The sequence below is a fragment of the Gordonia rubripertincta genome, from assembly GCF_038024875.1.
In the GTDB taxonomy this organism is placed as follows: domain Bacteria; phylum Actinomycetota; class Actinomycetes; order Mycobacteriales; family Mycobacteriaceae; genus Gordonia; species Gordonia rubripertincta.
In genome coordinates, this window is record NZ_CP136136.1 from 2,774,432 (window position 1) to 2,798,971 (window position 24,540).

Sequence of the window (24,540 nt, forward strand, 5' to 3'; positions counted from 1 at the left end):
ACGCTGCGCATCGGCTCTGAGACGCTGCGCGTGGGTTTCGACAACGCTGCGCGCGTCAAGCGCTCTGCAGGCTCTTCGATGACGAGATCCCGAACTGCCCGCGGAAGAAGATCATCGGCCGTTCGTCGGTGACCCGTTCGAACTCCAGGACCTTGCCGATGACCACGTCGTGGTCGCCCGCGACGTGCACCGTGTGGATGTCGGCATGAATGCGCAGGAGCACTCCTGGCAATGACGGTGTCGACCATCTAGACATCGACCACTCGAGTCCGTCGAACTTGCGGCCCGAGCTGCCACCGAATCGGGCGCACACATCGGTCTGCTCTTCATGGAGCACGTTGACGGTGAACCGGCCGGCGTTCCGGATCCGCGGCCACGACCGGCCCCGGTGGTCGGCGCAGAAGAGGATCAGCGGCGGGTCGAGGGACACCGACGCGAACGACTGGCATGCGAACCCCACCGGCCCGTCATCGTCGAGGCCGGTGACAACCGTGACCCCACTTGCGAACTGGCCGAGGGCCGCACGCATCTCGGCTTGTGACATTGCTTCGATCGACATGCCGTCCCACCTCCGATTAGTCATGTTCACTCGCAGGTCGACGATGCGACCGGCGATACACGGCGAGCGTACGGTCGGCCCATCCGGGATGACTCCGCCGTCTCGCTCAGTGGAAGCTGCGCAGGTCTGCGCCCGGGCCGCCGCGACCCGATCTCGCTCATCGGGATGCCCCCTGTGAGCGCCGTTACCTCCTGGCAACGTCTCGGGCATGAGCACTGACGTCAGCTACGAGGGCACGCGAAGGGAACTCGAGACGAGCCTCGGCGTGTTGCGATACCACGAGGCCGGTGACGGTCCGCCCCTGCTGTTGCTGCACGGCTCCGGGCCCGGCGTCACCGGTTGGCGCAACTACCGCGGAGTGCTGGCCGACCTGGCCGAGCATTTCCGTTGCCTCGTACTCGAATTCCCGGGGTTCGGGGTGAGCGATCCGGGCGACGGGCATCCGATGGTGATGGCGCAGACATCTGTCGGACTCTTCCTCGACGGTCTGGGACTCGGCGCCGTGAACATGATCGGTAACTCGATGGGCGGGATTGTCGCCGCCCGCGTCGCGATCGACGAACCGCACCGGGTGTCGAAGTTGGTCACGATCGGGGGCATGGGCAAGAACGTCCTGTCCTCCGGGCCGAGTGAGGGCATCAAGCTGCTCATGGAGTTCACCGACGACCCGACGAGGGACCGGCTGGTCCGGTGGCTGACGTCGATGGTGCACGATCCGGCACTCGTCACCGAGGAACTGATCGCCGAACGATGGGAACTCGCCACCGATCCGACCACCCTCGACATCGCGCGAAGAATGTACGGCAGCAAGGCGTTCGCGGCCACGATGGCGGCCGCGGCAGCCAGCGATGCGCCGCCGTACTGGTCGAGGCTGAACCGGATCACCGCACCTACATTGCTCACGTGGGGCCGTGACGACCGCGTCAGCCCCGTCGACATGGCGCTGCTGCCCATGCGTGACATCCCCGACGCCGAACTCCATGTATTCCCCCGATGCGGGCACTGGACCATGATCGAGGCCCGCGAGGCCTGGCTGAGTGCAGTGCTGGCATTCCTCACCCGCACAGACAGGACCGCGTGATGACCGACGCCGCCAACGATTTCGACCACCTCGTCGACTTCCTGATCGTCGGGAGCGGAGGTGGTGGCATGGCCGCCGGCATCACCGCGGCCCACAACGGTCTCGACACACTGATCATCGACAAGGGTGCGACCTACGGTGGTTCGACCGCGATCTCGGGTGGCGGGATCTGGATCCCCAACGCGCCGACGCTGGTCGACAAGGGTGTCGTCGACAGCCGTGAATCGGTCCGCCGATACCTCGACATCCTCACCGAGGAAAAGGTTCCCGCCGACCGGCTCGACGCCTTCGTGGACGAGGGGCCGAAGCTGATGAAGATGCTCGAGGCGAGCCCGCACATGAAGATGTACTGGGTCAAGGGATATGCCGACTACCATCCCGAACTCGACGGCGGTCGCCCGCTGGGCCGCACGATCGAGTGCAAACCCTTCGACACGCGTGCGCTGAAGGAAGACGAGAAATACCAGCGCCCGAACAGCATGAAAGGCCCGCTGGGACTGTGGGTCACCTCGAAGGACTACCACGACCTGGCGATGGTCAAACGGACGTGGCGCGGTCGCAAGGCCTCTCTCGTCGCGGCCTGGCGGGTGTCGTCGAACCTGATCCGCCGTCGTCACATGGCCACCGGTGGCCGGGCGCTGGTCGCGCGGATGCGGATGATCCTGAAGGACGCGGGTGTACCGCTGTGGCTCGAGACCTCGATGGTCGAGCTGATCACCGACGGCAACGGCACGGTGACCGGGGTGGTGGCACAGCGAAAAGGTGAGACCATCCGGATCGGCGCCCGCCGAGGCGTGCTGCTCGCCACCGGCGGATTCGACCACAACAGGGAGATGCGCGAGCAGTACCTTCCCGCACTCGGCGCGCCCGACATCAGCGCCGGCGCGCGGGAGAACGTCGGTGACGGCATCATCGCCGGCCAGAAGCTGGGTGCGGCAGTCGATCTGATGGACGATGCGTGGTGGATGCCGTCGGTCTTCCATCCGATGGGTGCGGTGATCCCGCTGGTGTCCGAACGGTGTATCCCCGCGTCGGTCATCGTGGGCACCGCCGGCAGGCGCTTCACCAACGAGTCGGCACCCTACGTGAACTTCGTGCACGACCAGCTCGACGGCGGTCACGTCCCGGCCTGGTTCATCATGGACACCAAGGCCAAGAACCGGTATCCCTTCGCGCAGGTGCTGCCCAATGTGCCGTTCCCGCAGGGCTTCTACGACTCCGGGGTGATCCACAAGGCCGACACGCTGGAGGAGCTGGCACAGAAGGCGGGCATCGACGCCGACGGACTCGTCGCGACCGTCGCGCGCTTCAACGGTTTCGCCCGCGCCGGCGTGGACACCGACTTCGGACGCGGGGACAGCGCCTATGACCGCTACTACGGCGACCCGACGATGAAGAACCCCAACCTCGACGAGATCGTCAAGGGGCCCTTCTACGCCATTCGCTGCGAGGCCGGCGACCTGGGCACCAAGGGCGGTCTGGTCTGCGACGCCGACAGTCGGGTTCTGCGCGAGGACGGCTCGGTCATCAGGGGCCTCTACGCGACCGGCAACACCTCCGCGTCGGTCATGGGCCACGAGTACGCCGGCGCCGGCGCGACGATCGGCCCGGCCATGGTGTTCGGATACATCGCCGCCAACCACATCGCCGCCAACCACATCGCAGCCAATCACGTCGCCGCCAACGACGGTGACGACGACCTGTCCGACGAATCCCTCGTCGACACCACTTCTGCCTAGGCGTCTGCCGGGTACCCATCGAGAAAGCCGAGTACAACATGGGCCAGGTTCTGGACAACATCCTGCAGTTCGCCGACGAACTGCGCGCCGAAGGTGCCGAGGGCGACAGGCTGATGCGCCTCTCCGACACCTCCGCGAAGAGACTGCGCGACTCCGGGGTCATCCGGATGCTGCAGCCCAAGGAGTACGGCGGATTCGAAGCACATCCGCGTGAATTCGCCGAGACCGCAATGGGCATCGGCGCCGTCGACGGCGCAACCGGATGGGTGAGCGGCATCGTCGGCGTCCATCCCTGGGAGCTGGCGTTCTTCGATCGCCGTGCACAGGACGAGATCTGGGGCGAGGACCCGGACATGTGGATGGCCTCACCCTACGCCCCGATGGGCGTCGCCAAGCCGGTCGACGGCGGGTACATCCTGAACGGACGGTGGGCCTTCTCCTCGGGCACCGATCACTGCGGCTGGGTGATGATCGGTGCGACCGTCGGCGATCAGGACGGCAAGCCGCTGACCCCGCCGCAGCACCTCCACGTCCTTCTCCCGCGGTCGGACTACGACATCGACCAGGACAGCTGGAATGTGGTGGGTCTCCGCGGAACCGGTAGCAAGGACCTGATCGTCAAGGACGCCTACATCCCTGCTTACCGGACCCTGTCCGCGAAGAAGGTCTTCGACGGTTCGGCGCCCAAGGAGTTCGGTCGCACGCAGACGCTCTACAACTTCCCGTTCTCGTGCATCTTCCCGCTCGGCATCACTTCCTCGCTCATCGGTATCGCCGAGGGCGCGCTGGCCTGCCACATCAACGCCCAGCGCGAACGCGTGACGGTTTCGGGCGTCGCAATCAAGGAAGATCCGCACGTGCTGTTCGCCATCGGTGAGGCGGCCGCCGAGATCGCCGCGTCGCGCGCGGCCATCCTGGAGACGGTCGACCGGTTCTGGGACATGACCGAGAAGGGCGAGGAGGTCTCCTTCGAACTCCGCGCCATCGGACGTCGCACCCAGGCCGCCGCCGCCTGGCGCGCGGTTCGGGCCGTCGATGAGATCTTCGCCCGGTCGGGCGGCGGTGCGCTGCAGCTCAACACTCCCATGCAGCGCTTCTGGCGCGACGCCCACGCGGGCCTGGCGCACGCCATCCATGTGCCGGGTTCGATCTTCTACGCCTCCGCGCTGACCCAGATGGGTGGCGAACCCCAGGGTCCGCACCGCTCGATGATCTAGTCCACCTCAACGTGTTTCACCGAAAGGCACTTTCATGACCGACATCCGGGCACTCGGATACCTCCGAGTCCAGACCCGCGACATCGACCGTTGGAGAGAACTCACCGTCGACGGTCTCGGAATGGCGGTCGGGACCGGTCCCGAACCCGATGGCCTCTACCTGCGGCTCGACGAACGGCGTGCCCGACTCGCCGTGTTGCCCGGCGACAGCGACCGGGCACTTGCGGTCGGGTGGGAGGTGCGCGACGAGTTTGCGCTGCAACGGGTGCGAGAAGCGGTCGACAAGGCCGGCATCGAGGTCGAGGTCCTGTCCGCCGAGGACGCACGCTACCGGGATGCCGAGCAGGTCATCGCCTTCGATGATCCGTCGGGGACGCGGACCGAGGTGTTCTTCGGGCCGGTGCTGGACCACAGCCCCGTCGTCACGCCGCACGGTGGCCGGTTCGTCACCGGCACCGAGGGTCTCGGACACGTCGTGCTCCCGACACCGGCGTTCGACGAGACCTACGCCTTCTACACCCAGGTTCTGGGGTTCCTTCCTCGCGGCGCGATCCGGGTCGGCGGCGCCGACGCTCCGGGACCGGCGCGGCGCGTGCGGTTCCTGGGAGTCAACCAGCGCCATCACAGTCTCGCGCTGTGTCCGGCTCCGGCGAGCCAGGATCCGGGCATGGTGCACATGATGGTCGAGGTCGACTCGCTCGACGCGGTCGGGCAGGCTCTGGATCGCGTCAACAAGCTCGGATTCAGTCTGTCCTCCACACTCGGTCGCCACACCAACGACAAGATGGTGTCGTTCTATGTACGGGCTCCGGGCGGATGGGATATCGAGTTCGGGACCGAGGGCGTGCTGGTCGACGAATCCCACTACACGGCGGAGGAGATCACCGCCGACAGCTACTGGGGTCATGACTGGTCGGGTTCGGAGCCGCTGGCGGCGTTCGCGCCTCCGGTCTCGAACTGAGAACCCTGCAGCACAGAGCTAGGCACAACAGCACAGGCAACACCGATCGGCGGCGGCCGGGATCAGACACCACGTCTGGTCCCGGCCGCCGCCGTGTGGTCGTCAGCCGTGTGGTCGTCAGCCGTGTGGTCGCCGAGAGTCGCGGCAGGACCGACACAGTCGAAAGAACCTCCCGGCACCGGGGGAGTGGTCGACTCCGCCGGTGCCGGGAGGCTCTGGGTCGTGATGTTGCGCACGGCCGGTTCGACGGCCGCGGCGATGGCCGTCAGCCGGCGTCGGTGTAGACGCTTCCCGGCTTGAGGCGAAGCGCCAGAACGAATGTGACGAGGGTGCCGATCGCCATCATCGCGATGACGGCCTGCAGTCCGCCCAGGGTGGGTGCGACACTGCCGGCGACCGCCGAGGCGACCAGGATCGTGGAGGCGATGGAGGTACCGATGCCCTGGCCGGTCGATCGCACGACCGAGTTCAATCCGTTTGCCTCACTGGTGTTCTCGGCCGGTACCGCCTCCACGACGAGGTTGGGGATCGCGGTGTAGGAGAAGGCCACCGCGGTCGATCCGGTGGCGACGACGAAGAACATGCCCCATGCCGAGTGGTAGGTGAAGAGCATGAGCCCGTACGAGACCATGTACAGGGCGCATCCCACGAACAGCGCCACGCGGGATCCCACGGCGCGGGTGAGCCGGCCGCTGATGGGGGTGAAGCAGAAGCCGATCAGGGCGCCGGCCAGGGCCAGCAGTCCCGCATCGGTGGGCGACATGCCGACACCGAAGGCCCCACTTTCGGTTGACTGCAGGATGATCGGGTTGATCATCGGGGCGATACCGAACGGCCCGGCGGCGAGCATGAACGTGATGAGCATGGTCAGGGTCACCTTGCGCTTGGTGAACAGGCGCACATTGGCGATGGGATCGGTGACACGCAGCTCCCACATCACCCACAGGACGAGGACGAAGATCCCGGCGGTGAGGAGCCCGAGGGTCTTGGTGTCGGTCCAACCCCACGTCTGAGCCTTGTTGACAGCGAGCAGGATTCCTGCGATCGCGGGTGCGAAGGCGATGGTCCCGATGTAGTCGATCTTCTTCGTGGTACCTGCCGGGATCTTCCACGGCAGGGCGAACAGTACGAGTGCCAACGTGAAGGCGGCGTAGACCGCGGCGATGATGAAGAGCAGGTGCCAGCTCGCATGGTCGATGACCACGCCGGCCACATATGCCGACGCGGCGCCGGCGGCGACCGCGGAACCGGAGATCATGGCGACGGCGACGGGGACCTTGTCCTGCGGCAGGTGTTCCCGCGCCATACCGATGAGCAGAGGCAAGATGGCGCCGGCGACACCCTGGATGGCTCGCCCGACGACGATCCAGGTGACGCTGTCACCGATCGTGCTGATCAACGAGCCGACGATGGCGCCCACGAGGAGCACGACCAGGACGCGTTCGCGGCCGAACATGTCACCGAGGCGACCACACACGGCGGCCGAGGCGGCGGCGACGAGCAGGAAGGCGGTGATCGCCCACCCGACGGTCGACGCGTCGCTGTCGAAGTCCTTGATGATCGTCGGGACGGCGGCGTACACCATCGACGTCTCGAAGGCGCTGATGATCTCGACGAGGGTCAGGATGACGATGATCGTCGTCGGGGAGCGGCGGCGGCGGAATCGTCGGGCGATCGGATCCGGTGTCACGGCCACCGGGTTGGGAATCGTGGTCATCGATGTCCTCGGGGTAAGAGGGGGAAATGAAAGGGGTTGCGGCGCTGGTTGTCTCGAATCTCTTCAGCACTCACGCCGGCTTGGTTCGGGGGCGTGACCAGCAGCCGGATGCCAAACTATAGTGAGCTACCCCACAGTCGGCCCCGAGTCCCACTGAGTGGATACCAGCACCGGCGTGGAGAAGTGTGCACATGCCGACGCCCCCGGGTTCCCGATAGTTCGGGAGCCCGGGGGCGTCGGTTCCTCGGGGAGGGGGGCCGAGGAGAGGAAACCGGTACGGATGTGCCGGTCAGCGTCCGGTCAGTTTGCGCATCGCCTCGGCGGCACCCTTGACGAGCTTGTCCCGCGGATAACCGTTGCGCTTCTGGGAGGCCTCGTAGTTGCCGCCGGCCACCCACACCGGCCCGTCGGCGAGATGTTCGAGGCCTTCGCGGGCAACGTCTTCCGGCTCGGCGACGTTCATACCCGGGATGTCGAAGTTGAGGCCGGCGCGGATCATGGCCGGGGTGCGGGTGACCCCGAGGACGAGTTCGACGACATGAACTCCGAACGGCTCGAGTTCGAGCCACAACGACTCCGCGAAGATGCGGCTGAACGCCTTGGTCGCGGCGTAGATGCCCTGGTGTTCGGCACCCATGTAGCCCGACAGCGACCCGAGCAGCATGATGCCGCCGTGGCCGCGTTCTTTCATCTTGGCGCCGAAGTGGTGTGTCAGCGTGATCTGCGAGGTGATGTTCAGGTCGATGACGCCTTGGAAACCGGCGAGATCGCCGGTGACGAATTCGTGCCCGTAGCTGTTGGCCCCGGCGTTGAAGATGAGCAGTCCGACCTCGAGGTCGTCGGTGGCCGAACGGATTCGGTCGACTGCGTCCGGCGCCAGCAGATCGAGTGCCAGCGTGCGGACCTCGACCCCGTTCGCACGGGCTCGGGCCGCGGTCTCCTCGAGCGGTCCGGCCTTACGTGCGATGAGCACGAGGTTGATGCCGGCGGAGCTCAGTTCGTCGGCGAACGATGCTCCCACGCCTTCCGAGCCGCCGGCGATGACCGCCCACGGTCCGTAGTGGTTCTTGTCGATCAAGTTCTGCTCCTTCAACTGTGCTTCGTCCGAGTTCTCAATGCGCGATGCCGAGCGGGCGGACCGGGCGGGGGTCGCGCACCGTGACCGACCCGGCGCGGGCCGCATCCTCGATCACCTCGGACAGGATGGAACAGCGCTCCCGTGGTGCTCCGGCCCGGCGGCTCGCCTCGCCGCCGCCGGAGAGCTCATGACATCGGCTCCGCGCTGCGGTGTCCCACTGCACGGAGGTGTGTTCCCAGCTGTTCTTCTGGACCTGGACGCGGGCGTGGCACTCAGTGCACTGCAACGGCTGCATCGGATTCCGCGGCCTTTCGCGCGATGTTCGCTTCCACTTCCTTCTTCCACGATTCGACGGCCCGGGTCGTGTCGAGTTCGAATTCGAAGCGTTCGGTCATCTCGGGTGTCACGTCGGCGACGTCGACGTAGAACTGTTCGTACCAGCGGCGCAGCTGGTAGACCGGACCGTCCTCCTCGCACAGCAGCGGGTTCTCGATCCGTGTCTTGTTCTTCCAGATCTCGATGTCCTGCTCGAAACCCTTGGCGATGAACTGCCCGAAGTTCTTGGCCATCTCGTCGGCGGCCTCACCCTGCAGCCGGTCGGACTTCTTGACGATCATGCCGTACTGCAGTACGAACTGATCGGCGCTGACCGGGTAGTGGCAGTTGATCAGAACGGATTCGACGCTGTGGTCCTCGTACTGGTACTCGAGGTCGTCGATCATGAAGGACGGGCCGAAATAGGTTGCATCGGAACGGCTTCCCAGCATCTTGGGCTGCCCGGCGGAATGGGGGCGGGCGTCCTCGCGGGCCTGTCCGCGCATGAACTGGCTCGCGACATGGCCTTCGAAGACGTTCTTGAAGTATGTCGGGAACGAGTAGTGCACGTAGAAGAAGTGGGCCATGTCGACGATGTTGTCGACCACCTCGCGGCAGTTGGTGTCGACGGTGACCTGGTACCAGACCCAGTCCGACCATTCGTCGCTGAGTGCGCCCTCGACGCGGGGGATCGTCACGTCGGCCGGCGGCGGGTTGCCCTCGGGGTCGTGCCAGACGAACAGCATCCCGTCCTGGTCGAGGACCTTCCAGGCGCGGGTCTTGGCAACCGGGGGGACGCGCCGCGCGTAGGGGATCTGCTTGCACCGACCGTTCGCGCCCCAGCGCCAGTCGTGGAACGGGCAGGCGACCTCGTCACCCTTGATGGTTCCCTTGCTGAGGTCGCCGCCCATGTGCCGGCAGTACGCGTCGAGAACCGCGAAGTCGCCCTTGCTGGTGACGAAGACGACGAGTTTCGTCCCGAAGGCCTGAACCGAGTGCGGTTTGCCGTCACGGAACGAGTCGGAAAGCCCCAGGCAGTGCCATCCGCGGGCGAATCGGGTGGGCGGGGTACCGGCGTCGATCTCGCGGACCTCGACTGCGTCGGACTGCGTGGTGGTCACGGTATGGCCGTCCTTCCATCAAAGAGCTGTGACAGGGGCTGTTGTCGACAAACGCTAGGTGATCGCTGCCACAGCGACTGTCGATGTCCCACTAACCGGGACTCCGCGCTCGGGTCTCGCGGTACCTCGGGTGCCGGCCGGGTACCGGGGTCGGCCTACGATCGCGGGGTACGGTCCGTCACGCACCCGATGGAGCACCGATCATGGCCAACGATGTCCTGGAGTCCGTCCGCGGCATACTCCCCGCGATCGCACGGCGAGCGGGTGAGGTCGACGAATCACGGCACGTGTCGCCGGAGACCATCGCGGAGCTGCAGGCCACCGGCGTGCTGACGATGCTGCAGCCGAGGCGGTTCGGCGGGGCCGAGGGTGATCCGGTGCAGTTCTACGAGGTCATCCGGGCGATTGCGGGGGCCTGTGGGTCGACGGGTTGGGTGACCTCGGTGCTGGGTGTCCACCCGTGGCATCTGGCCTTGTTCGACGAGCGTGCCCAGGACGATGTGTGGGGTGAGAACGAGAGCGAGCTGCTCTCGTCGGCATACGCCCCGGTGGGCCGGCTCGACCCGGTGGACGGCGGCTTCGAACTCTCGGGGAGCTGGCGTTTCTCCTCGGGATGCGAACATGCGACGTGGGCTCTGTTGGGTGCGATGGTGTTCGGCGCCGAGGGGCGGCCGGTGGACTTCATGACGGTGCTGGTCCCGTGCGGTGACTACGTGATCAACGATGTCTGGGACGTCGTGGGGATGAGGGGGACCGCGAGCAACGAGATCGTGGTGGAGAAGGCGTTCGTGCCCGAGTACCGGACGATCCGCAACTACGACACCGCACAGCTGCGCGGGCGTGGGCAGAAGGTCAACACCGGCCCGCTCTACCGGCTGCCGTTCGCCACCATCTTCACCTACGCGGTCGCGGCGCCGATCGTCGGTGTGGTCGCCGGCTGCCACCAGTCGTATCTGGAGATGATGCGGGAACGCGTACGTGTCAGCCTCGGTGGCGGGCGCTTCGCCGACGACCAGGTCGCGCAGATCGCGGTCGCCCGTGCGGCGTCGGAGGTCGATGCCGCGGTACTCCAGATGGATCGGAACGTCCGCGACATGTGGGATCTCGCGTGTGCGGGGGAGGACCTGCCGATGTGGATGCGCCTACGCGCACGACGCGACCAGGTCCGCGCCACCGAACGCTGCCTGGAGGCGATCGACATGCTGTTCAAGACCGCCGGCGGCAATTCGTTGTCGCGCGGCAACCCGATCGAGCGGGCCTGGCGGGACGCGCACGCCGGGAGCGTGCATGTCGCCAACGAGCCCGCTCGCGCCCTCGCGTTGTACGGCAAGGGTGCCTTCGGGTTGCCGATCGAGGACAATCTCGTCTGAGTGATCTCCTCCGGCGTCGGCTGCCGGTCAGCCGATCATGTGTCCCACGGCTCGGTAGGCGAAGGTCATGGCGGTGCCGAGGGGCACGCCGGGGCCGGGGTAGACGCGGCCGCTCAGTGAGGCGCTCGTGTTGCCTGCCGCGTACAGGCCGTCGATCGCGGTGCCGTCGGCGCGGAGCACCCGTGCGTCCACATCGGTGCGGACGCCGCCCTTGGTGCCCAGATCGCTGAGGATGATCCGCGCGGCATAGAAGGGCCCGGTCGCGACCGGGCGCAGCGCCGGATTCGCGAGGTCGGCGTTCGGCGGGCAGAAGAAGGCGTCGTACGGGTCCTCGCCGCGGTGGAAGTCCTCGTCGGTGCCGCGTTTCGAGAAGTCGTTGAACCGTTCGACGGTGTCGCCCAGGGTGTCGCCCGGGACCCCGATGCGATCGGCGAGTTCCTCGATGGTGGCGGCGGTGACCCAGGTCCCGGCGTCGAGGTGGTCGCGGGCCGGCGCTTCGGGGATCGCGATCGACGGGAGTGCGGGACCGCCCTCGGCGGAGTCGAAGACGAGGTACGACGGTACCGATCGCTCGACGCCGTGCGCAATCATGGCGCGACCGAACTGATCGTAGGGCTGCGCCTCGTTCAGATAGCGGACGCCGGTACGGTCGACGAGGATCCCGCCCCGCACACCGACGAGGAAAGATCCACTGCCGTCGGGCATCTCGGCTCCCGGGCACCACCAGGCCTCGTCGAGTAGTGCGGTGTCGGCACCGATCTCCACTGCTGCCGCGATGAGGTCGCCGGTGTTGGCGCCGGCGGGTCCCATCGTCCAGCGGGCGTCGCCCGGGGTGCGGTTGTCGTCCCGCATGACCTGGTTTCCCTCGATGCCGCCCGCGGCGAGCAGCACGCCGCGCTCGGCGCGGATCGTGAGACTCCCGCCGTCCGCGGTCGCGGCCTCGATCCCGACCACCCGCCCGTCCTCGACGATGAGACGCCGGGCCGCGGTCCGGGTGCGGACGTCGGCTCTACCGGTACTCGTCAAGGCGAGGAGGAGGCGTCCGATCAGTGCCCGTCCGCCGATGAGCGTCGTGTCCGGCTGCGGTTTCCCTGCGCGATCGGTGTTCGGCTCCGGGCGGATCAGTTCCCGCAACTCGCCGAGTTCGCCGGCGGGCAGGTCGACCGCGTTGATCGAACGGCCCGCATCCTTGCGTCCGGGTGCCCGGTAGTAGTCGGGGAAGGGCCGGTACTCGAACTCGATGTGGGAATCCCGCTCCAGGAAGTCGACGAGTACGGGTGCGGTGGCCACGAAGGCCTCCTGCCGCTCGGACTCGGCCTCGCCGAGCAGGGCTCGAAGGTAGGTCCGCGCTTGGTCTGTCGAGTCGTCGAGCCCGGCACGTTCCTGAACCGCCGTCCCCGGGAGCCACATCGCCCCGCCCGAGTACGACGAGGTGCCGCCGAGAAGTGCGGTCTTCTCCACGACAACGGTGTCCAGGCCGCTCGCCGCGGCGGCATACGCGCCGGTCAGGGCGCCGCCGCCGGAGCCGACGACCAGCACGTCGCATCGAATGGTCCAGTCCTGCATCGTCATTCCTCCATCGGCTCGAATCGGTCCACCACGCAAGCGCATCCCGGGTCCGGTCGCCAGTGCCGATCCCACTGAGTGGACGCGTTCGTCCTCGCTTGTGCGCGTGGGATGAGACAGTCAGACTTGACCACCGGTGAGCGCCAGAGCAGGAGGACCGACGGTGCCGAGAATTGCCGAGGCCAGGGACGCCGCGGAACCCAGCTCTCAGGAGCAGCGAGCCCGACATGTGCGCATGTTGGAGGCGGCTGCCGAGCTCGCCACCGAGAAGGAACTCGCGCGGGTGCAGATGGCCGAGGTCGCCAAGCGAGCCGGTGTCGCGATAGGCACGCTGTACAGGTATTTCCCGTCGAAGACCCATCTGTTCGTCGCGGTGATGGTCGAGCAGGTGGACCAGATCGGTGAGAGCCTGCGACGCCGACCGACGGCTGCCGGCGGCGGCCGGGACGCGATCTACGAGGTGCTCGTCCGGGCCACCCGGGCGCTCCTGCGGCGACCGGCACTGTCCACCGCGATGATCCAGTCGAGCAGCACCGCGAACGCGGCCCTGGTGCCCGACGCGGCCAAGGTCGACCGGGTCTTCCAGGAGATCCTGATGTCCGCGGCCGGGATCGAGGATCCCACCGATGACGACGTCACCGCGATCCGGTTGCTGATGCAGCTCTGGCTCGGTGTCATCCAGTCGTGTCTCAACGGCCGGATCTCGATCCCCGATGCCGAGGCCGACATCCGTACCGCCTGCGATCTGCTGCTGGCACGCATGTCCATCACGAACTGAAATACGTTTCTGTTTTTCGGTCGTTGACCCTAATCGGCGACGCTGGTCACCTTCGTCTCTTCGCAGTCTGTCGCGTGAATCTCTGTCATGCCCTCTGAGAGAGGCATTCTCGGCGAGTGTCCCTTGTTCTGCATCCTTCGATGGTCGCCACACTCAGGCGTTGCCGGTCCGCAAGAAATAGAATACATTCTAGAAATTGCCTGGCGCCGAGGTAGTCGCGCCGCCGCATGAAGGAGCGAGCATGAACAACGTCGTCATCGTGGACGCGGCGCGTACGCCGATCGGCCGTCGTCGCGGAGCGCTGTCCGGTCTGCATCCGGCCGTCCTGCTGGGAGCCGCCCAGACCGCCGTCCTCGACCGCACCGGTCTGGCCCCGTCGGCGGTGGATCAGCTGGTGGGCGGTTGTGTGACGCAGGCCGGCGAGCAGTCCAACAACGTCACCCGGCAGGCCTGGTTGCATGCGGGCCACCCCTATACCACCGCGGCGACCACGATCGACTGCGCGTGCAGTTCGTCGCAGCAGGCGGTCAACATGGTGGCCGGTCTGATCTCGGCGGGGCAGATCGAGGCCGGGATCGCCTGCGGTGTCGAGGTCATGAGCCGGGTGTTCCTGGGCCAGGCGAACACCCCCGAGACCGGCAACCCCTATCCCGACGACTGGTCCATCGACATGGGCGATCAGTTCACCTCCGCCGAGCGGATCGCCCAGCGGCGCGGCATCAAACGAGGCGACGTCGACGCTCTGGGCCTCGCCTCCCAGCAGCGAGCCGCCGTCGCGTGGGCCGAGGGGCGCTTCGACCGGGAGATCGTGCCGGTAAACGCTCCGGTGGTCGACAAGGCCGGCACGCCCAACGGCGACTGGGTCACCGTCTCCCGCGACGGTGGTCTGCGCGAGACCACCGCCGAGGGGCTCGCCGCTCTGAAGCCCGTCATCGACGGCGGAATCCACACCGCGGGCAACTCGTCACAGGTGAGTGACGGTGCGGCCGCGGTGCTCCTGATGAGCGAGGAGCGTGCAGCGCGCGAAGGACTGCGTCCCCGAGCCCGCATCGTGTCGGCGACGATGGTCGGCGCCGACCCCTACTACCACCTGGACGGTCCCATCGACGCCACTCGGGCCGTGCTCCACCGTTCGGGCATGGCCCTCGGCGACATCGACCTCGTGGAGATCAACGAGGCCTTCGCGTCGGTCGTCCTGTCCTGGGCGCAGGTCCTCGACGCGGACATGGCCAGCGTCAACGTCAACGGAGGCGCGATCGCGCTGGGCCACCCCGTCGGCTCCACCGGCTCGCGACTGATCACCAGCGCCCTACACGAGCTGGAGCGCAGTGACTCCACGACCGCACTGATCACGATGTGCGCGGGTGGTGCCCAGTCGACGGCCACCATCATCGAACGTCTCTGACGACTCGCGGAAACGATAGGAAGACATGGGAATCGAACTGAGCGCCGACGACCGGGAACTGCGCGACGCAGTCCACGGGTGGGTACGACGCCACGCGACATCGCCCGCGATCCGGGAGGCCGTCGAGGCCAAGACCGAGGTGCGCCCGCTGTACTGGCAGTCCCTCGCCGACCTGGGGATGCTGGGTCTACATCTTCCCGAGGAGTTCGGTGGCGGCGGTGCGACCCTGCTCGAGACGGCCATCGTTGCAGAAGAACTCGGGCGCGCGATGGCGCCGGGACCGTTCCTGCCGACCGTCGTCGTCTCGGCCGTCCTGCACGCTGCCGGACGTACCGCCGAACTCGTCGGCCTGGCGGACGGTTCGGTCACCGGTGCCGTTGCGCTGCAAGCCGGTTCGCTCCGCATCGACCGGAATGCCGACGGCCTGACCCTCGCCGGGACGTCCAGCCACATCCTCGGCGGGCAGGTGGGCGATCTGTTCCTCCTCGCCGCCGATGACGGCGGCGAACCCACACTTGTCGTCCTCGCCCGGGACCGCCTGAACATCACCGAGCTGCCCAGCCACGACCTCGTGCGGCGCAACGCCCAGGTCGAGGTCGACGGACTCGAACTCGCCGACAGCGATGTCCTCGACCTCGACTTCCGGCGCGCACTCGACATCGCCGCCACGCTGTACGCCGCCGAGGCGGCCGGACTGGCCGGCTGGGCGACCACCACCGCGGCCGACTATGCCCGTGTGCGGCAACAGTTCGGCCGTCCCATCGGCCAGTTCCAGGGCGTCAAGCACAAGGCCGCGCGCATGTTGAGCCTCACCGAGCAGGCGCGGGTCAGCGCGTGGGACGCGGCACGTGCCCTCACTCCGGGCACCGCGGACTCCGAGGCGTCGCTCGCGGCGGCGGTCGCCGCTGCCGTCGCGCCCGAGGCCGCCTTCGCCGTGACCAAGGACTGCATCCAGATCCTCGGGGGGATCGGCTTCACCTGGGAGCACGACGCACACCTGTATCTCCGCCGCGCCCAGTCGCTGCGAATCCTGTTGGGCTCGACCGCCGGGTGGCGTCGGCGTGTGGCCGCGCTCACCATGGACGGCGCCCGGCGCGTCCTGCGCGTGGACCTGCCGCCGGAAGCCGAGGTCATCCGCGCCGAAGTCCGGGACGAACTCGCCGGCGCCGTCGCGCTGGACGGTGCGCAGCGCACCGAGTACCTCGCCGACCGGGGTTACACCGCACCGCATTACGCGTCCCCGTGGGGCAAGGGTGCCGACGCGGTCACGCAACTCGTGATCGCCGAGGAGTTGCGGGCCGCCGGACTCGAACCGCACGACATGATCATCGGCAACTGGGTGGTGCCCACGCTCCTCGCTCACGGGAACGACGAGCAGCTGGATCGTTTCGTGCGTCCGTCACTGCGGGGCGAGATCCGTTGGTGTCAGCTGTTCTCCGAGCCGGGTGCGGGTTCCGACCTCGCCGGACTCAGTACGAAGGCCACGAAGGTCGACGGCGGCTGGAGGCTGCGTGGCCAGAAGGTGTGGACCTCGATGGCACGCGTCGCCGACTGGGGTATCTGCCTGGCGCGCACCGACGCCGACGTGCCGAAACACAAAGGGCTCTCCTACTTCCTGATCGACGTCCGCAACAGCGAGGGTCTCGACGTCCGGCCGCTGCGGGAGATCACCGGTGAGGCGCTGTTCAACGAGGTCTTCATCGACGACGTCTTCGTCCCCGACGACTGCCTGGTCGGAAACCCCGGGGACGGATGGAAACTGGCGCGCACCACCCTCGCCAACGAACGCGTGTCGCTGTCGAACGACTCGACCCTGGGAACCGGCGGGGAGGCCCTCCTCGAACTGGCCGCCGCCATGCCCGGCGGTCCCGACGACGAGCAGCTGAGCATTCTCGGAAAGGTCTTGTGCGACGCGCAGACCGGCGGCCTGATGGGCCTGCGTACGACGATGCGATCGCTGAGCGGCGGGCAACCGGGTGCGGAGTCCTCGGTCGCGAAGCTACTCGGGGTCGAACACATCCAGCAGGTGTGGGAGGTCGCGATGGAGTGGACCGGTCCCGCGTCCCTCATCAGCGGGCAGGACCGCTGGGCGCCCACGCAGCAGTTCCTGGGTTCGCTGGCCTTCTCGATCGCCGGCGGCACGACGAACGTCCAGCTGAACATCATCGGTGAGCGACTGCTGGGCCTGCCGCGCGATCCCGAGCCGACCCCCGCGGCGTCGGCAGCGAAGGAGTCCTGACGATGGCCATCGACGTCGACGCGGCGCTGGGAGCCGAGCCGTCCGTTCGTGAGGTGTCGTGGACGCAACGAGACGTCCTGCTGTATCACCTCGGAATCGGAGCCGGTGCCGATCATCTGGATCCGGTGGAGCTCGCCTGGGTCCACGAGAAACACCCCAAGGTGTTACCGACCTTCGGGATGGTTGCCGGACAAGGCATTTCGGCCGGTGAACTGCCCGCACCGGGCATGAACCTGCCGGGTATCGACATCGACCTGCGCAAGATCCTGCACGGCGGTCAGTCGCTGATCGTCCACGCGCCCATACCGCCGTCGGGTCGCGCGCAGATCTCGTCTCGTGTCGCCGACGTGTGGGACAAGGGAAAAGCTGCGGTCATCGTGCTCGAACAGGCCGCGCACGACGCTGACGGACAGGCACTCTGGACCAGCTCGATGCAGATCTGGGCGCGCGGTGAGGGCGGCTTCGGCGGCCGGCCCGGGCCGGAGACGGCGACGGAGACACCCGACCGGGACCCGGATGCGGTACTCGTCTCCCGCACCAGCAGCCGGCAGGCGCTGATCTATCGGCTCAGCGGCGACATGAATCCCCTTCACGCCGACCCGGCCTTCGCCGCGATGGCCGGATTCGATCAGCCCATCCTCCACGGCCTCGGCACCTACGGCACGGTGTGCAAGGCCGTCGTCGACGGTGTGCTCGACGGCGACCCGACGGCGATCGGTTCCTACTCCGTCCGGTTCGCGGGCTCGCTGTCCCCGGGCGAGACGATCGAGACATCGGTGTGGCGCAACGACAATCGCCTCACCCTGCACGCCGTGTGCGTCGAACGCGACCGCCTGCCGCTTCTCACCCACGCCACGATGGAGATCCGATGACCGCTGACCTCACCACCCACCCGACCGTCGGAGAGGCTCCCGACGGCATCGTCCTGACCACGCTGCCCCGTGACGAACCCATCGACGCGGCCACCGCTGCGGCGCGCCGGGTCGTGGATGCGTTGCTGCGCACCGACCGCGGCGCCGCGGATCTCATTCGGGTGACCGAGGTTCTCGACGGCATCGCCGACCAGCTCGAAGAGCATGCTCCCGAGGTCGCCGACCGCCTGCTGGACATGTGGAAGGGTGAGGGCGTGACCGGGCACGACCCGGTGACCGGCCGCGAGAACGCGATCGCGCCACCGCTACGGCTGGTCGGCCGCAGTGAGGGACATGTCGAAGGTGTTGTGACGCTGTCACTTCCGTACCAGGGCCCGCCGGGACACGTCCACGGCGGGGTTTCGGCGCTGCTGCTCGACCACACACTGGGGGTGGCCAACGCCTGGGCCGGACAATCCGGCGCCACCGCCCAGCTCAACGTTCGCTACCACCGTCCGACTCCGCTGTTCGAACCGCTGACCGTGCGGGGCCGTCTGGAGACCGTCGACGGCCGGAAGATCACCACCGTGGGCGACATCCGCACCGCGGACGGAACGGTCTGTGTGTCGGTCGAAGCGCTGTTCGTCGACCGGACGGTGCCGCGACCCCGGTAGCGGCAACGGACCCTCGTCGCCCGGCGAGACACAGTACGAGACGGCGAAGGACGCCCGGCCACGTGGCCGGGCGTCCTTCGTGCATGGTCAGGCCGAGATGTTGCGCCGCATGATCTTGCCGGTCGCGTTCCGGGGCAGGGGTTCACCGGTGATCCGCCATTGGGGTGGGCACCTTGAAGTACGAAAGGCGTTCGGCGGCAAAGGTGCGCAGCTCGTCCTCGGTCACCGTCGCGTCCGGATGGGTGACGACCACCGCCGCGACCTCCTGGCCCAGATCCGGATGCGGGACGCCGAGGACTGCGCATTCGGCAACCGCCGGATGCTCGTCGAGGCACTGCTCGATCTCCGTCGGGTAGACGTTCTCGCCCCCGCGCAGGATCAGGTCGCTGCGGCGTCCGGTCAATTGCAGGCGACCGTCGACAAGCCTGCCGTAGTCGCCGGTACGTAGCCAGCGGCCGGGGCCGATCGCGGCGGCCGTGGCCGCCTCGTCCTCCCAGTAACCGAGCATGACGAACGGGCTGCGCACGCAGATCTCGCCCTCGGTCCCCTCGGGTACCGCCGCTCCGAGCGGGTCCCGGATCTCGAGGCTGACGGTGATGATCGGGTGACCGAGGGTGCCCGGGTACTCCTCGAGGTCCGACGGAAGGGCCACCGCGATGGCGGTGCTGGACTCGGTGAGTCCGTAGCTGTCGACCAGCACGCCGCGAGCGAACGGGAACTTCTCCTGGAGTCGTTCCTTGAGCGCGGGCGACGACGGCGCCGACGCGAGCGCGAAGCCCTTCAGCGAGGACAGGTCGTAGCGCTCGACGTTCTCGTGCTCGATCATGCGCGCCGCCATGGTCGGCACGGCTCCCCAGTTGGTGACGCGTTCGCGTTCGATGAGCCCGAACACTGTGTCGACGTCGAAGGCGCCCTGGTTCATGATCACCGCGCCGCCGTTGGCCAGCCGGGGAACGACCAGATTGTGCAGGCTGGCGATGTGGAAGAGAGGAGAGGTCAACAGGTGGCGCGACGGGTGCGGCACGTCCGGGTCGAATCCCTGTCCGCTCATCTCCGCGGCGAAGGCATCGCCGAAGCGCAGGTAGTCGACGACCGCCAGCAGGTTGCGCTGCGAGTGCAGCGCGCCCTTGGGGCGACCGCTCGTGCCGCTCGTGTACAGGATCGTCGACGGATCGTCTTCGTCGACGTCGGGGATCGCCGGCTTTGCGCCGTCGAACTCGGCGACGAGCGCCGGGATGTCCTCTTCCATCGTCAGGACCGTGACCGAGTCGGGCAGGGGAGGAAGGGCCGCACCGCGTTTGGCGTCGACGACGAGTACGGTCGGCCGGCTGTGTTGGACCCCGTAGGCCACCTCGCGCGGGACCCACCAGCCGTTCAGTGCCACCGTCACGGCACCGAGTGTCTGCGTCGCCCAGAAGGTCATCACCCATTCGGGGGTGTTCGCGGCCAGGATGGCCACGCGATCGCCCTTGCCGACGCCGTACCGCGACCGCAGGGCCTCGGCGAGTGCTGCCACGGCTCGCGCGTGCTGGGTGAAGGAGATCCGGCCGTCGAGGGTGACGAGGTAGTCGGCATCTCCCCACTTCACCGAATGGTCGACGAGTTCGGCGACTGCCCGTCGCCGGTGCTTCATCACCTGCATCCGGGCGCCGAGAACGTCCTCTTCGACCAGCTCGAACGGTCCGCCACGACCGGTCAGACTGGACATCACCGCGGTGGACCGCAACTGTGGATCGGTGGGGGCAGCCATCGGGAACCTTTCATCTCCTACTGCGACGTACGCCACAAAGTCTCACGTCGGGTCACCTCCATGGTGACGGTTACCGCTCACCGGGACTACGCCTTTCCGACGTTCGGTGCGGGATTAGCGTACGCAGCGACATCGACGGACGAAGGCGCACCATGAGGAACGATGACGTGAACGACACCACCACCGGCACCCTTGAGCCGCGAGCCGACGTCGCCCGGATGCTGATGGCACGAGTGGGCGACCAGCACCTGGGTTTGCGCACTCGTGAACGGGATTGGACCTGGGACGAGGTCGTGCGGGAGTCCGCCGCACGCGGTGCCCTGGCGCAAGCGCACAGGACGCCCGGGCCCTTTCACATCGGTGTTCTGCTGGAGAACACCCCGGAGTTCGTCTTCTGGCTGGGAGCCGCGGCGCTGACCGGTGCGACGATCGTCGGCATCAACCCGACGCGCCGCGGACGTGAGCTCGAACTCGAGGTCCGTCACGTCGACTGCCAGCTGATCGTCACCGACCGTGCCGGCCGGGAGAAGCTGGCCGGTCTCGACCTCGGCCTCACCGACGACCGCTTCGTGATGGTCGACGATCCCGCCTACGCGGATGCGGTGGCCGCGCACGCGGTCGAACCCGAGGTGGCCGACGGTGTCGACCCGTCGACCCTGTTCCTGCTGCTGTTCACCTCCGGCACCACCGGCATGTCGAAGGCGGTGCGCTGTTCACAGGGACGGCTCACCCGTCTGGCCTACGCGAACTGTGCCAAGTACGACATCGACCGCGACGACGTCTGCTACTGCTGCATGCCGCTGTTCCACGGCAACGCACTGATGGGGTTGTGGGCGCCCGCACTGTCGCAGGGAGCGACCATCGCGCTGGTGCCCAAGTTCAGTGCCTCGGGATTCCTTCCCGACGTCCGTCGTTACAGCGCAACGTATTTCACCTATGTGGGGAAGGCGCTCGGCTACCTCCTGTCGACCCCGGAGGCGTCCGACGATCGCGACAACACCCTGACGCACGGGTTCGGGACGGAGGCGTCGCCGGGGGACAAGGCCGAATTCCATCGTCGGTTCGGTGCGATCCTGTACGAGACCTACGGATCCAGTGAAGGCGCGGGTTCGGTCCGACTGGACCCCGAGGCCCCGGCCGGAGCGCTCGGCCGCCCGGCCAACGAGAACATCGTCGTGGTCGACCCGGAAACCCTGCAGGAATGCCCGCGCGCCATCCTCGACGAACACGGGCACGTGCTCAACTCGGACGAGGCGATCGGGGAGATGATCGACAAGGCGGGGGCGGCCCGGTTCGAGGGTTACTACAAGAACGACGCCGCGAACTCCGAGCGGATCCGTCACGGCTGGTACTGGACCGGCGACCTCGGCTACATCGACGAGGCGGGGTTCATCTACTTCGCCGGGCGCAAGGGCGACTGGATTCGGGTGGACAGCGAGAACACCTCGGCGCTGATGATCGAACACGTGGTGCGGCGCCACCCGAAGATCATCGCCGCTGGTGTGTTCGCCGTCCCCGACCCGCGTGCGGGGGATCAGGTCATGGCTGCCGTCGAGGTTGCCGATCTGGCCGATTTCGACCCCGCCGAGTTCGCGGCCTACCTTGCGGCACAGGCAGATCTGGGCACCAAGGCGACGCCGCGCTTCGTCCGGGTGTCCACCCGGCTGCCGGTCACCGGATCGAACAAGGTGCTCAAGCGGGATCTCCAGGCGCAGGCGTGGGTGTGTGACGAGCCGGTCTACTGGTGGGTGGGCCGTGGCGAACCGGTGTACACGTTGATGACCGCCGACGACGTGGACGCGCTCGAGCGTGAGTTCCACACGCATGGGCGGACGAGATTCCTTCCGGCAGCGCCTGTCTCGTCCTGAGTATCTCCCGCTGGGTGAGACTGTCGCCGTGGCGTCCCCGGCGGCTCGTTAGCGTTCGCACCCAGGCTGTCTCTTGCCACCATTGTCACTAGGAGCAACACGATGGATTTGACCGAATCGCCCGAGCAGCTGGCTCTTCGGATGCAGCTGCGGGAGTATTTCGCGGGACTGCTGCCCGAGGACGAGCGGCGTGCGGCCGGCGAACAGGGTGTCGGCGGTCCGCGTTTCCGGGAGGTCGTCAAGATGCTCGGCCAGGACGGGTGGCTGGGCATCGGCTGGCCCGAGGAGTTCGGTGGGCAGGGTCGGTCGATCGAGGAACAGTTCGTCTTCTTCGACGAGGTTCAGCGAGCCGGCCTGCCGTTCCCGTTCGTCACCGTCAACACCGTCGGCCCGACCCTGATGAAGTACGGCACCGAGGAACAGAAGGAACGTTTCCTTCCGGGCATCCTCTCCGGTGACATCGTCTTCGCCATCGGCTACACCGAGCCCGAGGCGGGCACCGACCTGGCGTCGCTGAAGACTCGTGCCGTCCTCGACGGGGACGAATGGGTGATCGACGGCAACAAGATCTTCACCTCCGGCGCCAACACCGCCGATTACGTCTGGCTCGCCTGCCGCACCGATCCCGACGCGCCCAAGCACAAGGGCATCTCGATCCTGGTCGTCCCCACCGACGACGAGGGTTTCTCGTGGTCGCCCATCAACACGGTCGGCGGACTCACGGTGACCTCGACCTACTACACCGGAATCCGGGTTCCGCAGTCCGGCGTCGTCGGCGAGGTCAACGGCGGCTGGAAGCTGATCGCCGCCCAGCTGAACCACGAGCGCATCGGGCTCGCCGCCATCGGTGGTCGCACCTACGGACTGTGGCATCAGGTCCTGGACTGGGCCAAGGAACACGGTGTCATCGAGATCCCCTGGGTACAGCAGGAATTCGCGCGTACCCACGCGAAGCTCGAAGCCATGCGCCTGCTGAACTGGAAGGTGACCGCGGCCGTCGCCGCCGACACCCTGTCGGGTGCGGATGCCGGTGCCACCAAGGCCTACGGCACCGAGACCCATGTCGACGTCTACCGGACCCTGCTCGGCATCCTCGGTGCCGCGGGCCGGATACGCCCCGACTCACCCGGAGCGCTGCTCGCCGGACAGATCGAGCAGATCTCCCGCCAGGGCATGGTCAACACGTTCGGCGGAGGCGTCAACGAGGTCCTGCGTGACATGGTCGCGACCATGGGCCTGGGCCTCGTCCGGGAGAAGAGGGTCAAGTGAGCGACTTCCTCACCGCGCTCAGGGAATTCGAGGGAAAGACCCTGACCCCTACGACCTGGGGTCCCGACGAGGTCAACACCCCGATGATCCGGCACTGGGTCGAGACCATGGGGGACACCAATCCCATCTACCTCGACGACGACGCGGCCCGCGCCGCCGGTCGGGACGCGGCGGTGGCACCCGCCATGATGATGCAGGTGTGGACGATGCGCACGTTCACCGACAAGATGGCGAACAACGACCCGTCGGACGTGTGGACCGACCTGATCGCGAGCTTCGACGCCGCGGGATTCACCTCCGTGGTGGCAACCGACTCGGACTTCGAGTTCTTCGCCGAACTGTCTCCCGGAGAACGGGTGTCGCTCACGGAGGTGATCGAGACCATCTCCGAGGAGAAGAAGACGGGGCTGGGCACCGGTCACTTCGTCACCACGCTCAAGACCTACCGCAACGGCGACGGCGACACCGTCGCGACACAACGGTGGCGCACGCTCCGCTTCCGGCCGAAGGACAGCGCGCCGCCGGTCGCAGAACCGGCGGCTGACACTCCCGGCCGGCCGTCGGGTCCCGTCCCGGGTCTGCGGCCGCGGCCGGCGATCAACGCCGACAACGCCTTCTGGTTCGAGGCCGCCAAGGAGCACCGGCTGGTGATCCAGCGCTGCACCGCCTGCGGCACCCTGCGACACCCCACCGGACCCATGTGCGGACAGTGTCGTTCCCTGGACTGGGACACCGTGGAGGCGTCCGGGCGCGGCACCGTCTACAGCTTCGTCGTCAACCACCACCCGCAGATACCCGGATTCGAGTATCCGCTCGTCGTCGCGACCATCGAACTCGACGAGGGAACCCGCCTGATCGCGAACATGACCGGGGTCGCCCCCGACGAGGTCGAGATCGACATGCCGGTGGAACTGGACTGGATCGACGCCGACCCGGATCTGACGCTGCCCGCGTTCCGGCCGGCCGTACTGGAGGACTGAGC

19 protein-coding genes and 1 pseudogene are annotated in these 24,540 nt (G+C 67.4%); 13 read left to right on the forward strand and 7 right to left on the reverse strand.

Annotation, left to right across the window (positions count from 1 at the left end; all coding sequences use genetic code 11):
* Positions 1–55: 55 nt before the first annotated feature.
* Positions 56–559 (reverse strand): flavin reductase family protein, encoded by a 504-nt coding sequence (locus RVF83_RS12595; protein WP_039879802.1) that lies wholly within the window; start codon positions 557–559, stop codon positions 56–58.
* Positions 560–767: 208 nt separating this feature from the next.
* On the opposite strand from RVF83_RS12595, the gene RVF83_RS12600 reads away from it, so the two are divergent.
* From RVF83_RS12600 to bphC, 4 genes are read left to right on the forward strand one after another with little or no spacing between them, the layout of a single operon-like run.
* A complete protein-coding gene (locus tag RVF83_RS12600) occupies positions 768–1,640 on the forward strand; it encodes an alpha/beta fold hydrolase (protein ID WP_005193960.1) in 873 nt (290 codons plus the stop codon).
* A complete protein-coding gene (locus RVF83_RS12605) occupies positions 1,640–3,379 on the forward strand; it encodes an FAD-binding protein (RefSeq protein ID WP_005193962.1) in 1,740 nt (579 codons plus the stop codon). Before RVF83_RS12600 ends, RVF83_RS12605 begins: the two co-directional genes overlap by 1 nt.
* A 38-nt stretch (positions 3,380–3,417) precedes the next feature.
* Positions 3,418–4,596, forward strand: a complete 1,179-nt coding sequence (locus tag RVF83_RS12610; protein WP_005193964.1) for an acyl-CoA dehydrogenase family protein — start codon at positions 3,418–3,420, stop codon at positions 4,594–4,596.
* Positions 4,597–4,630: 34 nt separating this feature from the next.
* Positions 4,631–5,557 carry a biphenyl-2,3-diol 1,2-dioxygenase gene (gene bphC, locus RVF83_RS12615; protein ID WP_005193966.1) on the forward strand — a complete coding sequence of 309 codons (927 nt, stop codon included), beginning with the start codon at positions 4,631–4,633 and terminating at the stop codon, positions 5,555–5,557.
* Between the two features lie 265 nt (positions 5,558–5,822).
* Here the strand turns inward: bphC and RVF83_RS12620 are convergent, their stop codons facing one another.
* The 4 genes from RVF83_RS12620 to RVF83_RS12635 form a co-directional block, all read right to left on the reverse strand.
* Positions 5,823–7,274 (reverse strand): MFS transporter, encoded by a 1,452-nt coding sequence (locus RVF83_RS12620; RefSeq protein ID WP_005193970.1) that lies wholly within the window; start codon positions 7,272–7,274, stop codon positions 5,823–5,825.
* Positions 7,275–7,563: 289 nt separating this feature from the next.
* Positions 7,564–8,352 (reverse strand): SDR family NAD(P)-dependent oxidoreductase, encoded by a 789-nt coding sequence (locus tag RVF83_RS12625; protein ID WP_005193977.1) that lies wholly within the window; start codon positions 8,350–8,352, stop codon positions 7,564–7,566.
* Between the two features lie 34 nt (positions 8,353–8,386).
* Complete coding sequence (locus RVF83_RS12630) at positions 8,387–8,647, reverse strand: hypothetical protein (RefSeq protein WP_005193982.1); 261 nt, start codon at positions 8,645–8,647, stop codon at positions 8,387–8,389.
* A complete protein-coding gene (locus RVF83_RS12635) occupies positions 8,625–9,788 on the reverse strand; it encodes a Rieske 2Fe-2S domain-containing protein (RefSeq protein WP_005193983.1) in 1,164 nt (387 codons plus the stop codon). Before RVF83_RS12635 ends, RVF83_RS12630 begins: the two co-directional genes overlap by 23 nt.
* Before the next feature lie 203 nt (positions 9,789–9,991).
* Between RVF83_RS12635 and hsaA the strand changes: the two genes are divergently transcribed.
* Positions 9,992–11,158, forward strand: coding sequence for a 3-hydroxy-9,10-secoandrosta-1,3,5(10)-triene-9,17-dione monooxygenase oxygenase subunit (gene hsaA, locus RVF83_RS12640; protein ID WP_005193984.1), 1,167 nt, complete (start codon positions 9,992–9,994; stop codon positions 11,156–11,158).
* A gap of 27 nt (positions 11,159–11,185) precedes the next feature.
* Here hsaA and RVF83_RS12645 read toward each other — a convergent pair whose 3' ends face one another.
* The gene (locus tag RVF83_RS12645; protein ID WP_005193985.1) at positions 11,186–12,724 is read right to left on the reverse strand and encodes an FAD-dependent oxidoreductase; all 1,539 of its coding nucleotides are present in this window, start codon (positions 12,722–12,724) and stop codon (positions 11,186–11,188) included.
* 163 nt (positions 12,725–12,887) lie between these two features.
* On the opposite strand from RVF83_RS12645, the gene RVF83_RS12650 reads away from it, so the two are divergent.
* The 5 genes from RVF83_RS12650 (at position 12,888) to RVF83_RS12670 (ending at position 18,671) form a co-directional block, all read left to right on the forward strand.
* A complete protein-coding gene (locus RVF83_RS12650; protein WP_005193986.1) occupies positions 12,888–13,502 on the forward strand; it encodes a TetR family transcriptional regulator in 615 nt (204 codons plus the stop codon).
* Between the two features lie 241 nt (positions 13,503–13,743).
* A complete protein-coding gene (locus RVF83_RS12655; protein WP_005193988.1) occupies positions 13,744–14,907 on the forward strand; it encodes a steroid 3-ketoacyl-CoA thiolase in 1,164 nt (387 codons plus the stop codon).
* Between the two features lie 25 nt (positions 14,908–14,932).
* Positions 14,933–17,146 carry an acyl-CoA dehydrogenase gene (locus RVF83_RS12660; protein ID WP_005193989.1) on the forward strand — a complete coding sequence of 738 codons (2,214 nt, stop codon included), beginning with the start codon at positions 14,933–14,935 and terminating at the stop codon, positions 17,144–17,146.
* 2 nt (positions 17,147–17,148) lie between these two features.
* Positions 17,149–18,018: a MaoC/PaaZ C-terminal domain-containing protein gene (locus tag RVF83_RS12665; protein ID WP_005193992.1), complete on the forward strand. Its 870-nt coding sequence runs from the start codon at positions 17,149–17,151 to the stop codon at positions 18,016–18,018.
* Entirely contained in the window at positions 18,015–18,671 is a 657-nt protein-coding gene (locus tag RVF83_RS12670) for a PaaI family thioesterase (protein ID WP_005193994.1), read from the forward strand. The genes RVF83_RS12665 and RVF83_RS12670 overlap by 4 nt, the downstream gene beginning before the upstream one ends.
* Before the next feature lie 87 nt (positions 18,672–18,758).
* Here RVF83_RS12670 and RVF83_RS12675 read toward each other — a convergent pair.
* A pseudogene (locus RVF83_RS12675) lies at positions 18,759–20,421 on the reverse strand (class I adenylate-forming enzyme family protein).
* A gap of 152 nt (positions 20,422–20,573) precedes the next feature.
* Between RVF83_RS12675 and RVF83_RS12680 the strand changes: the two are divergent.
* From RVF83_RS12680 to RVF83_RS12690, 3 genes are all read left to right on the forward strand, one after another.
* Entirely contained in the window at positions 20,574–22,289 is a 1,716-nt protein-coding gene (locus RVF83_RS12680; RefSeq protein WP_051989223.1) for an AMP-binding protein, read from the forward strand.
* A 102-nt stretch (positions 22,290–22,391) separates the two neighbouring features.
* Complete coding sequence (locus tag RVF83_RS12685) at positions 22,392–23,558, forward strand: acyl-CoA dehydrogenase family protein (protein WP_005193999.1); 1,167 nt, start codon at positions 22,392–22,394, stop codon at positions 23,556–23,558.
* Complete coding sequence (locus tag RVF83_RS12690; protein ID WP_005194001.1) at positions 23,555–24,538, forward strand: bifunctional MaoC family dehydratase N-terminal/OB-fold nucleic acid binding domain-containing protein; 984 nt, start codon at positions 23,555–23,557, stop codon at positions 24,536–24,538. The genes RVF83_RS12685 and RVF83_RS12690 overlap by 4 nt, the downstream gene beginning before the upstream one ends.
* The last annotated feature ends 2 nt before the right edge of the window (positions 24,539–24,540 follow it).

What these genes read in the sequence shown, in the direction of transcription:
- RVF83_RS12630 (WP_005193982.1), bottom strand. Translation starts at nt 8,647, where the DNA reads ATGCAGCCGTTGCAGTGCACTGAGTGCCACGCCCGCGTCCAGGTCCAG.
- RVF83_RS12595 (WP_039879802.1), bottom strand. Translation starts at nt 559, where the DNA reads ATGTCGATCGAAGCAATGTCACAAGCCGAGATGCGTGCGGCCCTCGGC.
- RVF83_RS12670 (WP_005193994.1), top strand. Translation starts at nt 18,015, where the DNA reads ATGACCGCTGACCTCACCACCCACCCGACCGTCGGAGAGGCTCCCGAC.
- RVF83_RS12680 (WP_051989223.1), top strand. Translation starts at nt 20,574, where the DNA reads ATGAGGAACGATGACGTGAACGACACCACCACCGGCACCCTTGAGCCG.
- RVF83_RS12645 (WP_005193985.1), bottom strand. Translation starts at nt 12,724, where the DNA reads ATGCAGGACTGGACCATTCGATGCGACGTGCTGGTCGTCGGCTCCGGC.
- RVF83_RS12660 (WP_005193989.1), top strand. Translation starts at nt 14,933, where the DNA reads ATGGGAATCGAACTGAGCGCCGACGACCGGGAACTGCGCGACGCAGTC.
- hsaA (WP_005193984.1), top strand. Translation starts at nt 9,992, where the DNA reads ATGGCCAACGATGTCCTGGAGTCCGTCCGCGGCATACTCCCCGCGATC.
- RVF83_RS12665 (WP_005193992.1), top strand. Translation starts at nt 17,149, where the DNA reads ATGGCCATCGACGTCGACGCGGCGCTGGGAGCCGAGCCGTCCGTTCGT.
- RVF83_RS12620 (WP_005193970.1), bottom strand. Translation starts at nt 7,274, where the DNA reads ATGACCACGATTCCCAACCCGGTGGCCGTGACACCGGATCCGATCGCC.
- bphC (WP_005193966.1), top strand. Translation starts at nt 4,631, where the DNA reads ATGACCGACATCCGGGCACTCGGATACCTCCGAGTCCAGACCCGCGAC.
- RVF83_RS12600 (WP_005193960.1), top strand. Translation starts at nt 768, where the DNA reads ATGAGCACTGACGTCAGCTACGAGGGCACGCGAAGGGAACTCGAGACG.
- RVF83_RS12605 (WP_005193962.1), top strand. Translation starts at nt 1,640, where the DNA reads ATGACCGACGCCGCCAACGATTTCGACCACCTCGTCGACTTCCTGATC.
- RVF83_RS12610 (WP_005193964.1), top strand. Translation starts at nt 3,418, where the DNA reads ATGGGCCAGGTTCTGGACAACATCCTGCAGTTCGCCGACGAACTGCGC.
- RVF83_RS12685 (WP_005193999.1), top strand. Translation starts at nt 22,392, where the DNA reads ATGGATTTGACCGAATCGCCCGAGCAGCTGGCTCTTCGGATGCAGCTG.
- RVF83_RS12655 (WP_005193988.1), top strand. Translation starts at nt 13,744, where the DNA reads ATGAACAACGTCGTCATCGTGGACGCGGCGCGTACGCCGATCGGCCGT.